This window comes from Sphingomonas sp. (genome assembly GCF_039595165.1).
Taxonomy (GTDB): domain Bacteria; phylum Pseudomonadota; class Alphaproteobacteria; order Sphingomonadales; family Sphingomonadaceae; genus Sphingomonas.
On record NZ_JBCNMA010000099.1, the window covers coordinates 1 to 12,789 of the forward strand.

The window sequence follows — 12,789 nt, forward strand, 5'->3', positions numbered from 1 at the left end:
CTGGCGGTGTATTCGTTGGTGCCCGACTTGGTGATCACGTTGATCGCGCAGCCGGTGAACTGGCCATAGTCGACGTCGAACGGCGCGAACTGGACCTGGGTCTCGCGGATCGCGTCATAGGGCAGCGGGGTCGAAGAACGCGACGAGAAGCCGGTGTCGTTGAGGCCGTAGATGTCGCTCTGCGGAATGCCGTCGACGGTGAAGGTGTTGCCGCGGTCGTTGCCGCCGAGGCACGAGATGCGGTCCTGGCCAGAGCCGCCGTCGTCGCGGTCGAGGCTGACGCGCGGGTCGATGCGGATCACGTCGCGCACGTCGCGGTTGAAGCTGGGGGCGGCCGCGAGGACTTCGGCGCCGAACGAGGTGCCGGGGCCGACCGCGAGGGTGGTGGCGCGAACGCGGCTGCCGGTCACGACGATCTCGCCGCCGCCCGAGGAGAGCGCGAAGGTCAGGCTGGTATTGCCCTGCAGCGTGGTGTTGATGTCGTTGACCGTCTGGCCCTCGAACCCGTCAGCGGTCGCCGCGACGGTGTAGGGGCCGCCGGTGACAAGGCCGGTGGCGGCGAAGGTGCCTTCGGTACCGGTGGTGATCGTGCGCTCGGCGCCGGTGCGGGTGTCGGTCACCGTCACGGTGGCGCCAGCGAGCGGCGCGCCGTTCTCGTCGGTCACGGTGCCGACGATGCCCGAGGTGATCTGCTGGGCGCTCGCCGCGGCAGGAATCACGAGCGCGGCAACGGCCGCACCGAAAAGCAGATGGTTTCGCATTATTGTCCCCTTAGGATCGGCTCGGATAGCCTGCGCAGCGGTGATCTTCACCGTCTTGCGCTGCCCCATGGGAAGGATTCTTTGCGAGATTGTTACAATTGATTCAAGCCCGTTGTGCGTTGCAAAAAAGCATCACCTCCGATCAGCGGGCGGAAGCCACGATTTCCGCCCATTGCGCTTCGTCGATCACCCGGATTCCGAGCTCCGCAGCCTTTTTGAGCTTCGATCCGGCGCCGGGTCCGGCGACGACCAGATCCGTTTTCGCCGACACCGAACCCGCGACTCGGGCGCCCAGCGACTCCGCCTGCGCCTTTGCCTCATCGCGACTCAGCGTCTCGAGGCTGCCGGTGAACACGATGGTCTGGCCGGATACCTCCGAGTCTCGCGCATCGACCACGAAGGGCGGAGGCGCGACCTCGGCGAGCAGGTCGTCCCACACCTCGCGGTTGTGCGGTTCGTGGAAGAAGTCGGCAAGCGCATGGCCCACCGCAGCGCCGACATTCTCGACCCCGATATGCTCGGCGATCGCCTTGTCCAGGCGGTTGCGGAACCTGACCGGCTCCTCGCCCCCGTTCGGCGTCATCTCCTCGCGCAGCGCGATCACCTCGTCGGCCAGCGTCTGAAGCGCGGGCAAGGTCGCATAGCGCTTGAGCAGGTCGCGCGCGGTCACCGACCCGACATGGCGGATGCCGAGGCCGAACAGCAGCCGCACCGCATCGGGCGTACGTTTTGCCTCGATCGCGGCGAGGAGGTTGTCGACCGATTTATCCTTCCACCCCTCGCGCCCGAGCAGCTCGCCGCGGTGCGCGGCGAGGCGGAAGATGTCGGCCGGCTCGGCGATCCAGCCGAGCTCGATGAACTCGGCGATGGTCTTGTCGCCCAGCCCCTCGATGTCGAGCGCGCCGCGGCTGACGAAATGACGCAGCCGCTCGTGCCTTTGGGCCGGGCAGATCAGTCCGCCGGTGCAGCGGTAATCGACTTCGCCCTCCTCGCGCGTCGCCTCGGACTGGCAGATCGGGCAGTGAGTGGGGAATGTATAGCCTTCCCGCGCTTCGTCCCGCGTGAGGTTCTCGACGATCTGCGGGATCACGTCGCCGGCGCGCTGGAGCACCACGCGGTCGCCGGGACGCACGCCCAGCCGCTCGATCTCGTCGGCATTGTGCAGCGTGGCGTTGGTGACGGTGACGCCGCCGACCGTCACCGGCTCGAGCCGTGCCACGGGGGTGAGCTTGCCGGTGCGGCCGACCTGGATGTCGATCGCGTTGAGCGTGGTCTCGGCTCGCTCGGCGGGGAATTTGTGCGCGATCGCCCAGCGCGGCGCGCGGCCGACGCTGCCGAGGCGCGCCTGCCAGTCGAGACGGTCGACCTTGTAGACGACGCCGTCGATATCGAACGGCAGGTCGGCGCGCTGCTTCTCGATCTTGCGGTACTGGGCGAGCGCCGGCTCGACCTGCACGCACTCGATGAACAGCGGGTGGAGCGGGAAGCCCCAGCGCTCGATCGTCTTCATCACTTCATATTGCGTGGCGCCTGGCACCGCGGAGGTCTCGCCCCAGCCATGCGCGAGGAAGCGCAGCGGCCGCGATTGCGTCACCGCCGCATCCTTCTGGCGCAGCGATCCGGCGGCGGCGTTGCGCGGGTTGGCGAACTGGCGCGCTTCCTTGCCGGCCGCCTCGGCCTCGGCGAGCAGCCGGGCGTTGAGCGCGAGGAAATCGTCCTTGGCCATATAGACTTCGCCGCGCACCTCGAACACGTCGGGCGCGTCGGCGGGCAGCTCGGTCGGGATGTCGCCGATCGTCAGCGCGTTGGGCGTGACATTCTCGCCGACCTGTCCGTCGCCGCGTGTCGCGGCGAGCACCAGCTTGCGGTTCTCGTAGCGCAGCGAGCACGACAGGCCGTCGATCTTGGGTTCGGCGGTGAGCGCGACGCGATCCTCCTCGCCGAGCTTGAGGAAGCGCCGCACGCGCAAAACGAACTCGACCACCTCGTCGTCGGAAAAGGCGTTGTCGAGGCTCATCATCGCCTGCGCGTGCCGCACTTTGGCGAGATGCCCCGCCGGCGCCGAGCCGACCAGCTTCGAGGGCGAGTCGTCGCGGACGAGGCCGGGAAAGGCCGCCTCGATCGCCGCGTTGCGCCGCATCAGCGCGTCATATTCGGCGTCGCTGATCTCGGGCGCGTCGTCGGTGTGGTAGAGCCGGTTGTGGCGCGCGATCTCGCTCGCCAGCATTTCGAGTTCGGCGGCCGCTTCGGCCTCGGTAACGGGGAGCGTGCTCATGACTCCCCGCTACCGCGCCGTCATTTCACCTTCAACTGGTCCAGCGCGAAGGCGAGATATTCGGCCTGTTCGCGGAAGCGTTCGAACCGCCCGGACTTGCCGCCATGCCCGGCTTCCATGTTGACGCGGAACAGCAGCGGGTTGCGGTCGGTCTTGAGCGTGCGCAGCCGCGCGACATACTTGGCCGGCTCGTAATATTGCACCTGGCTGTCCCACAGCCCTGTGCCGACGAAGATCGCGGGATAAGCCTTGCGCGCCAGCTGATCGTAAGGCGAGTAGCTCAGCATATAGTCGTAGCTCGCCTTGTTCTCCGGATTGCCCCACTCGTCATATTCGCCCGTGGTGAGCGGGATCGAGGCATCGAGCATCGTGGTCACGACATCGACGAACGGGACCAAGGTGATGATCGCGCCATAATCCTGCGGCGCCATGTTGGTGACCGCGCCCATCAGAAGGCCGCCCGCGCTGCCGCCCATCGCGGCGACGCGGCCTTTCTTGGCATAGCCCGCCTTCACCAGATATTCGGTCACGTCGATGAAGTCGGTGAAGCTGTTCTTCTTGTTGAACATCCGCCCGTCGTCATACCATTTGCGGCCCATCTCCTGCCCGCCGCGGATATGCGCGATGGCATAGACCATGCCGCGGTCGAGCAGGCTGGGAAGCATCGGCGAGAAGCCTGGGTCGGTCGAATAGCCGTAGCTGCCATAGGCGTACTGGAACAGCGCGGCGCTGCCGTCCTTCCTGAACCCCTTGGCATAGACCAGGCTCACCGGAACCTTGGTGCCGTCGCGCGCGGTCGCCCACACGCGCTCGGTGACGTATTTGGACTTGTCGTAGCCCGGAACCGGGGTGACCTTGAGCGTCCTGCGCTCGCCAGTCTGCATGTTCGCCTCGATCACCGTCGAGGGCGTCGTCAGCGAGTTGTAGGTATAGCGTACCCAGTCGGTGCCGGTCTCGGCATTGGTGCTGAGCGCCATCGCATAGGCCGGCTCGTCGGCTTCGACGAAGCTCGACTTGCCGGTGTCGCTGAGGATGCGCAGCCGCTTGTTGCCGCCCGAGCGCTCCTCGATCGCGAGATGCTTGTCGAACGGCTGGAAGCCCTCGATGAACACGTCGGCGCTGTGCGGCACGATGTCCTTCCACGCGCTCCGGCCTTGGCCGGCGACCTTCTCCGGCACGGTCATCAGCCGGTAGTTGGGCGCCTGCCAGTTGGTACGGATGACCCAGGCGTCGGCGACATGATCGGCGCTGTAGAGGAAGTCGCGCTCGCGCGGGGCAAGCACGGTGAAGGTCGCGGGATCGTCGACCGGTGCGCAGCGCTGCTCGTCGCTCACCGTCTTGCTGCTGAAGATGCAGATGAACTTCTCCGAGCTGGTCACGCCGATGCCGAGCGAGAAGGTGTCGTCCTTCTCTTCATAGACCAGCCGGTCCCGGCTCACCGGCGTGCCCAGCACATGGGCCTTCACGCGCTTGCCGAGCAACGTCACCGGGTCCTTCTCGATATAGAAGATCGTCTTGTTGTCGCCCGCCCAGGCGAAGCCCGGCTGGGCATTGGGGATCGCGTCGGTCAGCGTCTGGCCGGTGGTCAGATCCTTGACCTTGAGCACATATTGCCGCCGCCCGACCCTGTCCTCGGCATAGGCGAGCAGGCGGTTGTCGGGGCTGACCTGGCGTCCGCCGACCTGGAAGAAGTTGGCGCCCCTGGCCATCTCCGGCTGGTTGAGGATGATCTCCTCGGGCGCGGTCATCTCGCCCTTGCGGCGCGCGACGATGGGATAGTTCCCGCCGGTCTCGTAGCGCGTGTAGTACCAGTAGCCGTTGTCGAGATAGGGGACGGTGCTGTCGTCCTGTTTGATGCGGCCGACGATCTCCTTGTACAGCGTCTCCTGCACCGGCTTGGTCGGCGCCATCACCGCGTCGGCATAGGCATTCTCGGCCTTGAGATAGGCCAGCATCTCCGGGTTCTTCCGCGTGTCGTCGCGCAGCCAGTAATATTCGTCCTCGCGGGTCGCGCCGAACGGCGCCTTGACCTGATGCGGCTTCTTCGCGGCGACGGGCGGGGCGGGGGCCTCTTGCGCGGACACCGGCGCGGTGGTCGCAAGGCTGAGGACAAGGGCGCGGCGGAGCCAGCCGGACATGTGATTCTCCCAAGGATGTGGCGAGAGGTGTGGCGCAAAGCTGATACACGTTGCAAGCCGTTACGCCGGATACGAGCCCGCTTGAGCGCGCCTGCCCGCAGGTGGTATGGAGCGCGCCTCCTGGGGAGGGGACTCGTGGACGATACCGGGATGCGTGCGCCGCCGCGCCTCTATGAAACGACGCTCGATCGCGCCGGCCTCGCGCTCGGCGCCGGCGGGTTGCTCGGCGGCGCGTTCGTGCTGCTGCTGGTGATCGTCGGCGGGCAGCGCGATCCGCTGTCGCTGTTTGCGGCCTGGCTGCTCGGGACGTTGTTCACCGCGCTCGGCATCACCGCCGTCGCCGCGCCCCTGTGGCTGGCCTTCCACCTCGCCGGCTGGCGCGGCGCGTGGCACGCCGCGCTGCTCGGCGCAGCGCTGGCGATGATCGTGTTCGTCGCGGGCCAGACCTATGGCTTCGGCCTGCTCGACGGGCCCCCGAGCGACGGGCGCACCGCGCTGTTCCGCTGGTTCAGCGCAACCGCGACCAGCGCGCTGATCGCACTGGTCGCGGCCGGGATCGCCGCGGCGATGTGGCGGATCGCCTATCGCCCGGCGCGCTGAGCTCAGCCCTTGGCGGCGGGGCAGTCGCCGATGCGCTTGCCGATGATCTGAGTCTTCGAGGTCATCTTGCCCTCGCCGGGCATGCCCGGCATGCCGGACATCACCGTGTCGCTGGTCAGCTCGTAGGAGGTGCTGTTGATGGTGCCGGTGGTCGTCGCCTTCATCTCGCCGGCGCCCTGCGGCTTGCAGGTCATCACCGCGTTGAGCTTGCCGCCGGCGAGCTCATAAGTGTCGTAGGTGCAGCCGCTGCCGGCCTTGCCGCCGAACATCTCGCTGGGCGGTTTGCTGACCATCTCGGCCGTGATGCATGTCTTGTGCGTCGTCTCCGACATCTTCGCCATCTGCTGGCCCATCATGTCGGCCTGCGCCTTGGGCATGCCGGGCACGTCGACCGAGACGAACTTGATCTGCGTCTCCCACTCACCGGGTTCCATCTTCACGGCATCCTGGGTGGCCTTGGCGACCTGGTCGATCGACGCATTCTCCGCCTTCACGGCGGGCTGGGATCCGCCGCACGCCGCGAGGGCAAGCGGGCAAAGCAGAAAGAGCGGAGTAAAACGGGACATAAATGGCTCCTGTTTCGTTACGCATCGGGCACGGCCCGCCGGAATAGCCCACGTTAGGTGAAATTTGTCAAGAATGTGGCCGATTGCGCCATTTCTTTGCCGTAATTCGCCAGCCATCGGACTTGCCTGTTCTTGATTTGATCTGTGTCTTCTGCTATGCCGCCTCTCTTCTCCGAGCCCGATTGCCTCTTCCCCTGAAGGCCCCATATTTCCGTCATGGCCATCCAGATCCGCACCAGCCTTGCCGAGCCCGAGACCGGCCCGGGCTTCGTTCCGCACCGCCCCAACCGCCCCGAGAAGAGCGAAGGGGGCAAGGCGTTCAAGCTGGTCAGCGAATATACCCCGTCGGGCGACCAGCCGACCGCGATCGCGGAGCTGACCGAGGCGGCGCTGGCGGGGGAGCGGGACCAGGTGCTGCTCGGCGTCACCGGTTCGGGCAAGACCTTCACCATGGCGAAGGTGATCGAGGCGCTGCAACGTCCCGCGCTGATCCTCGCGCCCAACAAGATCCTCGCCGCGCAGCTCTATGGCGAGTTCAAGAGCTTCTTCCCCGAGAACGCGGTCGAGTATTTCGTCAGCTATTACGACTATTACCAGCCCGAGGCCTATGTGCCGCGGTCGGACACCTATATCGAGAAGGAAAGCTCGGTGAACGAGGCGATCGATCGGATGCGCCACTCGGCCACCCGATCGCTGCTCGAGCGCGACGACGTGATCATCGTCGCCTCGGTCTCGTGCCTTTACGGCATCGGCTCGGTCGAGACCTATTCGGCGATGATCTTCGACCTCAAGAAGGGGCAGGTCGCCGACCAGCGTGAAATCATCCGCAAGCTCGTCGCGCTGCAGTACAAGCGCAACGACGCCGCCTTCGCGCGCGGCAACTTCCGGGTGCGCGGCGACAGCCTCGAGATCTTCCCGTCGCACTATGAGGATACCGCCTGGCGGATCAGCTTCTTCGGCGACGATATCGAGGAGATCACCGAGTTCGACCCGCTGACCGGGGCCAAGGTCGCGAACCTCGATTACATCCGCGTCTACGCCAACTCGCACCACGTGACGCCGGGGCCGACGCTCAAGCAGGCGATGGAGGCGATCAAGCACGAGCTCGCCGAGCGGCTCAAGGAGCTGCACGCCGAGGGCAAGCTGCTCGAAGCGCAGCGGCTGGAGCAGCGCACGCATTTCGACCTCGAGATGATCGCCGCGACCGGGAGCTGCGCGGGGATCGAGAATTACAGCCGCTTCCTCACCGGCCGCCTGCCCGGCGAGCCGCCGCCCACGCTGTTCGAGTATCTGCCCGAGAACGCGCTGCTGTTCGTCGACGAGAGCCACCAGACGGTGCCGCAGATCGGTGCGATGGCGCGCGGCGACCACCGCCGCAAGATCACGCTCGCCGAGTACGGCTTCCGCCTGCCGAGCTGCATCGACAACCGCCCGCTGCGCTTCAACGAATGGGACGCGATGCGCCCGCAGACGGTGTGCGTCTCGGCGACGCCGGGCGGGTGGGAGATGGACCAGACCGGCGGCGTGTTCAGCGAGCAGGTGATCCGCCCCACCGGCCTGATCGACCCCCCGGTCGAGATCAAGCCGGTCGAGGAGCAGGTGCAGGACCTGATCGTCGAGTGCCGCAAGACCGCCGAGCTGGGCTATCGCACCCTCGTCACCACGCTGACCAAGCGCATGGCCGAGGACCTCACCGAATATATGCACGAGGCGGGGATCAAGGTCCGCTACATGCACAGCGACGTCGAGACGCTCGAGCGTATCGAGCTGATCCGCGACCTGCGGCTCGGCGTGTACGACGTGCTGATCGGCATCAACCTGCTGCGCGAGGGGCTCGATATTCCCGAATGCGGGCTGGTCGCGATCCTCGACGCCGACAAGGAAGGGTTCCTGCGCTCGGAGACGTCGCTGATCCAGACGATCGGCCGCGCCGCGCGCAACGTGGAGGGGCGCGTGATCCTCTATGCCGACCGCATCACCGGCAGCATGGAGCGTGCGCTCAACGAGACCAATCGCCGCCGCGAGAAGCAGCAGGCGTACAATGCCGAGCACGGCATCACGCCGACCACGATCAAGCGCAACATCGGCGACATCATCGCGCATGTCGCATCGAAGGATCAGGTCACGGTCGAGATCGAGGACGGCCCGGCGCACATGGTCGGGCACAACCTCCGCGCCTATATCGAGGAGCTCGAGAAGAAGATGCGCGATGCCGCGGCCAATCTCGAGTTCGAGGAAGCCGGACGCTTGCGCGACGAGATCCGCAGCCTCGAGGCCGAGGAACTGGGGCTGCCGCATGACGAGCGCCGCGCCCCGGTGATGGGCCGCAGCAACGAGGGCAAGCCGGGCACGCGCAAGACTCGCTTCGGCAAGGTGCAGCGGAAGTGGGGCGGGGGACGGCGCTGAGCGGGCGCGAGTGGTTGAGCCGCCGGAATCCTTCGCCCATAAGGCTGGGCATGCGTGTAATTTTTGCTTTTGCGTCGCTCGCCGTCCTTGCCGGTTGTGTGGCGCCCTCCGCCCCGCCGCCCGCGCCTGCACGGCCCGTCCCGGTTCCGGCACCCGCGCCGGCGCCGGCACCCGCGCCGCCCCCGGCGAGCAGCGACTGGCGCGATTGGCCGCTGACGCCGGGTAACTGGACGTACAAGCCTTTGCGTCATGGATCGGCAGCTGCCTATGGCTCCGCCGGACAGACTCCTCTGTTCGAAATCCGATGCGAAACGGTGTCGCCCCGGATTATCTATCTGACGCGATTTGGTGCGGGTGACGGGACGTTGACGATCCGTACTTCCAGCACCGCACGCGCACTCCCGTCGAAGACGACGAACGCTGTTCGGGCCATGAACGGCGTAGAGACAGCCCTGTTTGCGACTCTGCCGGCGAACGATCAGCTGGTCGACGCGATGGGCTACAGCCGCGGGCGCTTCATCGTCGAGACGCCGGGCATGGCGCCGCTGGTGGTGCCGGCCTGGGCGGAAGTGCTGCGGGTTGTGGAGGATTGCCGGGGCTGAGGCGGGGTCCGATCCGTTACGCCCAGACCTCCATGAATCGCCGATTTCGTGGCGCAAAACAAGACTTGTTCTGCGATTCATGATGATTCAAAACCGACTTGTGCCCGGGCCGGGCACGACGTCTTAACAAGCGAAAGGAGGTGATCCGATGTCTCATGGTTCAGCAGTGAGGTCGGTTCAGTTCGTTCGGGAGACGCGCCGCTAAGTCCAACTGCACCCGGTGGAAGCCCTCCACCGGCAAGGCGCACGGGGGGTATCCTCCCCCAATCAACGGCGCCAGCAGCGGACAAGCGGCCCGCATGGTCTCCCGGGCTGGAGCTTCCGGCCGCTGACCATGTCGGAGGTCACCGGGTGCCAGAGATGGCCCCGGTGGCCTCTCTCATTTTCAGAGCAGGTAGACGACGAGGTAGCGCGCGACGAGCAGGCCCATCACGATCGTGCTCGCTCGCTGTCCACGCACCAGCATCGCGGTGATCATCAACGCGGCGAGGATCGCCGTCAGCGCAAGCGAGAGCGGGTGGGTGAGGGCGACCGCCAGCTTGGGTACGCTGGCATAATAAGCGAGCTGACAGGCGAGCAGCGCCAGCATCGCACCCAGCACGATGCGGCGCACGCGGAAATAGTGGCTGTCGAGCTCGTCATGCCCGGCGGGCTCGCGCGGGAAGACGAGGTGCGCGGCGAGATAATAGGCGCTGGCGAACAGCGTGACCGCCATCAGCGAATGCCCCGACACGGCGATCGCATCGCGCGTCACCCATGCGGCCTGCCAGAAGGAGAGCAGGTCGAGCAGTACGAAGACCCCGAGCAGCGGCGTCAGCAGACCGATGCGCAAGGCGGAGCCGGGCCGCAGGCGCGCCTCGATCGCCCGGGCGAGCCCGCCCAGCACCTCGACGAGCGAGAGGCCGAGCAACAGCCCGAACAGCGCGAAGATGAATTCGAATTGCGACATGGCGTTTCCCCCGCGCCCGATTATGCAGGGCCGTTGGCGAAGTCGAGCGAAAGGCCCCCATGGCGCACCGAATCCTGGTTTTCTACGGTTCCTATCGCGAAGCGCGGATGGGGATCCGGCTGGCGCGGTGGCTGACGGCGCGGCTGGCCGAGCGCGGATGCGACGTCGAGCTGGTCGACGCCAGAGAGGTCGGGCTGCCGATGCTCGACAAGCGCTACATGGACTATGCGCCGGGTGAGGCGCCGGCCGCGGTCGAGGAACTGGCGGCGAAGCTGCGCGCGGCGGACGGGTTCGTGTTCGTCGCGGGCGAGTATAATTGGGGAATGCAGCCGGGGCTCAAGAACCTGACCGACCATTTCTTCCACGAGTGGTTCTGGCGGCCGGCGGCGATCGCGAGCTATTCGGGCGGGCGGCTGGGCGGGGCGCGGAGCAACTCGATGTGGCATCCGACGCTGACCGAGATGGGGATGGTGGTGGTGCCCTCGACGCTGACCGTGCCGCAGATCGGCAAGACGCTCGACGCCGACGACGTGCCGCAGGGCGATGACGGCGCGGCGCTGGAGCGCGGGTTCGAGCGGTTCGCGGCCGACTTGCTGTGGTGGGTGGAAGCGGCGAAGGCCCGGCGTGAACTGGTGAGTCCGCCTTTCTAAACGGTTCTTCCGAAGATCAAATTATAACCAGATAGGTTTCACGTGAAACGCGTCGGAGGCCGCGGAAATGCGTGGGTTTGCTGGTGCTCCGGTGGGGCGCGCGGGGAGGGGAAAGGAGAACAAGGTGAGGACGATGTTTGGTTCTCGGCCTTCGACGCGTCCATGTCGCCGTGAGACATGTCGGCAATTTCCGATGCGGAAGCGGGCGGGTTGCGCGATCGCATCCCTGGTGTCGAGGCGAAGGTGGAGGAAGGACGAGTGCGAAACCGCCGTCATCGCTTCCTCCCCCTCCGTCAGCTTCGCTGACACCTCCCCCTGGCGGGGGAGGGTTAGTGCGGCGGCGCTAGACGAGCAGGGTCACCAGCAAGGCGAGGAGCGCGACCGGGATCGCGAGGAGCAGCGCGACGACGAGCATGATCGACCAGGCGCGGCGCGCGCCGAAGCCGTCGCGGACGCAGCCGAAAATGACCTGGAGCAGGCCGACAAAACCGGATTCGCGCATCAGAACTAGCCGTCCATCAATGTCTTGAGCCGATATAGCGTGTCGAGCGCCTCGCGCGGAGTCAGGCTGTCGATATCGAGCCCGGCGAGCTCGGTGCGCAGGGCATCGACCGCCTCTTCCTCCTGTTCGGCCGCGGCGGCGAAGAGGGGCAAGTCGTCGAGCCCGGCGGCGATGCCGCCGGTCTTCTCGCGTCCGGCCTCGAGCTTGGCCAGCACCGCCTTGGCGCGCGAGATCGTCACCGGGGGCAGGCCGGCGAGACGGGCGACGGCGAGGCCGTAGCTGCGGTCGGCCGGGCCGTCGGCGACCTCGTGCAGCAGGACCAGGTCGCCCTTCCACTCGCGGGCGCGGACATGGTGGAGCGACAGCGCGTCGCAGCGCTCGGCGAGGCGGGTGAGCTCGTGATAGTGCGTCGCGAACAGGCAGCGGCAGCGATTGTCCTCGTGGATCGCCTCGACCACCGCCCAGGCGATGGCGAGCCCGTCATAGGTCGAGGTGCCGCGGCCGACCTCGTCGAGGATGACAAAGCTGCGCGGGGTCGCTTGCGCCAGGATGGCGGCGGTCTCGACCATCTCGACCATGAAGGTCGAGCGGCCGCGCGCGAGATTGTCCGAGGCGCCGACGCGGCTGAACAGGCGGTCGACGAGGCCGAGCTTCGCGCGCGCGGCGGGAACCCAGGCGCCGGCCTGGGCGAGAACGGCGATCAGCGCGTTCTGGCGCAGGAAGGTCGACTTGCCGCCCATATTGGGGCCGGTGACGAGCCACAGCCGGTCGCTCTCGGACAGGACGCAGTCGTTCGCCACGAAGCGCTCGCCGCCGCGGCTCAGCGCCGCCTCGACCACCGGGTGGCGGCCGCCCTCGACCTCGAAACAGGCGTGGTCGACCAGCGCGGGGCGAGTCCAGCCGCCCTCGGCCGCGCGCTCGGCGAGGGCGCTCGCGACGTCGAGCCGGGCGAGCGCGTCGGCGGTGGCGGCGATGGCCTCGCGCCGGTCGAGCGCGGCGGCGGTGAGATCCTCGAGATGCGCGGCCTCGGCGGCGAGCGCATGCGCGCCGGCCTGCGTGACCTTGAGCGCGATCTCGTGCAGCTCGGGCGCGTTGAAGCGGACCACCCCGGCGAGCGTCTGGCGGTGAGTGAAGCCGCTGTCGGGGCGCATCAGCTCGTCGGCATGCTTGGCGGCGACCTCGATGTGGTAGCCGAGCACGCCGTTATGCTTGATCTTGAGCGCGGCGATGCCGGTGCGCTGCTTGAACTCGGCCTCGAGCGCGGCGATCGCGCGGCGGCCGCCGGCGCCGGCGTCGCGCAGGTCGTCGAGCGCGGCGGCATAGCCCTCGGCGATATAGCC

11 protein-coding genes are annotated in these 12,789 nt (G+C 67.1%); 4 read left to right on the top strand and 7 right to left on the bottom strand.

Annotation, left to right across the window (positions count from 1 at the left end):
* From ABDV68_RS14490 to ABDV68_RS14500, 3 genes are all read right to left on the bottom strand, one after another.
* Nucleotides 1-761: TonB-dependent receptor (locus tag ABDV68_RS14490; protein WP_343520785.1), on the bottom strand; the 761-nt coding region annotated here is incomplete at its 3' end.
* 142 nt (nt 762-903) lie between these two features.
* Nucleotides 904-3,036 carry an NAD-dependent DNA ligase LigA gene (gene ligA / locus ABDV68_RS14495; RefSeq protein ID WP_343520786.1) on the bottom strand — a complete coding sequence of 711 codons (2,133 nt, stop codon included), beginning with the start codon at nt 3,034-3,036 and terminating at the stop codon, nt 904-906.
* 20 nt (nt 3,037-3,056) lie between these two features.
* A complete protein-coding gene (locus ABDV68_RS14500) occupies nt 3,057-5,174 on the bottom strand; it encodes a S9 family peptidase (protein ID WP_343520787.1) in 2,118 nt (705 codons plus the stop codon).
* Between the two features lie 135 nt (nt 5,175-5,309).
* Here ABDV68_RS14500 and ABDV68_RS14505 point away from each other — a divergent pair, with 135 nt between their 5' ends.
* Nucleotides 5,310-5,774 carry a hypothetical protein gene (locus ABDV68_RS14505; protein WP_343520788.1) on the top strand — a complete coding sequence of 155 codons (465 nt, stop codon included), beginning with the start codon at nt 5,310-5,312 and terminating at the stop codon, nt 5,772-5,774.
* Between the two features lie 2 nt (nt 5,775-5,776).
* Here ABDV68_RS14505 and ABDV68_RS14510 read toward each other — a convergent pair whose 3' ends face one another.
* Nucleotides 5,777-6,340 carry a DUF3617 domain-containing protein gene (locus ABDV68_RS14510; protein ID WP_343520789.1) on the bottom strand — a complete coding sequence of 188 codons (564 nt, stop codon included), beginning with the start codon at nt 6,338-6,340 and terminating at the stop codon, nt 5,777-5,779.
* Between the two features lie 216 nt (nt 6,341-6,556).
* Between ABDV68_RS14510 and uvrB the strand changes: the two genes are divergently transcribed.
* Together uvrB and ABDV68_RS14520 are read left to right on the top strand one after the other, a co-directional pair.
* Nucleotides 6,557-8,746: an excinuclease ABC subunit UvrB gene (uvrB, locus tag ABDV68_RS14515; protein ID WP_343520790.1), complete on the top strand. Its 2,190-nt coding sequence runs from the start codon at nt 6,557-6,559 to the stop codon at nt 8,744-8,746.
* A 431-nt stretch (nt 8,747-9,177) separates the two neighbouring features.
* Nucleotides 9,178-9,348 carry a hypothetical protein gene (locus tag ABDV68_RS14520; protein ID WP_343520792.1) on the top strand — a complete coding sequence of 57 codons (171 nt, stop codon included), beginning with the start codon at nt 9,178-9,180 and terminating at the stop codon, nt 9,346-9,348.
* A gap of 385 nt (nt 9,349-9,733) precedes the next feature.
* On the opposite strand, the gene ABDV68_RS14525 is transcribed toward ABDV68_RS14520, so the two are convergent.
* A complete protein-coding gene (locus tag ABDV68_RS14525) occupies nt 9,734-10,297 on the bottom strand; it encodes a hypothetical protein (protein ID WP_343520793.1) in 564 nt (187 codons plus the stop codon).
* A 59-nt stretch (nt 10,298-10,356) separates the two neighbouring features.
* Between ABDV68_RS14525 and ABDV68_RS14530 the strand changes: the two genes are divergently transcribed.
* A complete protein-coding gene (locus ABDV68_RS14530; RefSeq protein ID WP_343520794.1) occupies nt 10,357-10,947 on the top strand; it encodes an NAD(P)H-dependent oxidoreductase in 591 nt (196 codons plus the stop codon).
* Nucleotides 10,948-11,290: 343 nt separating this feature from the next.
* Here the strand turns inward: ABDV68_RS14530 and ABDV68_RS14535 are convergent, their stop codons facing one another.
* On the bottom strand, nt 11,291-11,449 hold the full coding sequence (locus tag ABDV68_RS14535; protein WP_343520795.1) for a hypothetical protein: 159 nt from the start codon (nt 11,447-11,449) through the stop codon (nt 11,291-11,293).
* 5 nt (nt 11,450-11,454) lie between these two features.
* Nucleotides 11,455-12,789 (bottom strand): DNA mismatch repair protein MutS (gene mutS / locus ABDV68_RS14540; protein WP_343520796.1); only part of this gene is annotated, 1,335 nt, incomplete at its 5' end.

What these genes read in the sequence shown, in the direction of transcription:
- ligA (WP_343520786.1), bottom strand. Translation starts at nt 3,036, where the DNA reads ATGAGCACGCTCCCCGTTACCGAGGCCGAAGCGGCCGCCGAACTCGAA.
- ABDV68_RS14500 (WP_343520787.1), bottom strand. Translation starts at nt 5,174, where the DNA reads ATGTCCGGCTGGCTCCGCCGCGCCCTTGTCCTCAGCCTTGCGACCACC.
- ABDV68_RS14510 (WP_343520789.1), bottom strand. Translation starts at nt 6,340, where the DNA reads ATGTCCCGTTTTACTCCGCTCTTTCTGCTTTGCCCGCTTGCCCTCGCG.
- uvrB (WP_343520790.1), top strand. Translation starts at nt 6,557, where the DNA reads ATGGCCATCCAGATCCGCACCAGCCTTGCCGAGCCCGAGACCGGCCCG.
- ABDV68_RS14520 (WP_343520792.1), top strand. Translation starts at nt 9,178, where the DNA reads ATGAACGGCGTAGAGACAGCCCTGTTTGCGACTCTGCCGGCGAACGAT.
- ABDV68_RS14525 (WP_343520793.1), bottom strand. Translation starts at nt 10,297, where the DNA reads ATGTCGCAATTCGAATTCATCTTCGCGCTGTTCGGGCTGTTGCTCGGC.
- ABDV68_RS14530 (WP_343520794.1), top strand. Translation starts at nt 10,357, where the DNA reads ATGGCGCACCGAATCCTGGTTTTCTACGGTTCCTATCGCGAAGCGCGG.
- ABDV68_RS14535 (WP_343520795.1), bottom strand. Translation starts at nt 11,449, where the DNA reads ATGCGCGAATCCGGTTTTGTCGGCCTGCTCCAGGTCATTTTCGGCTGC.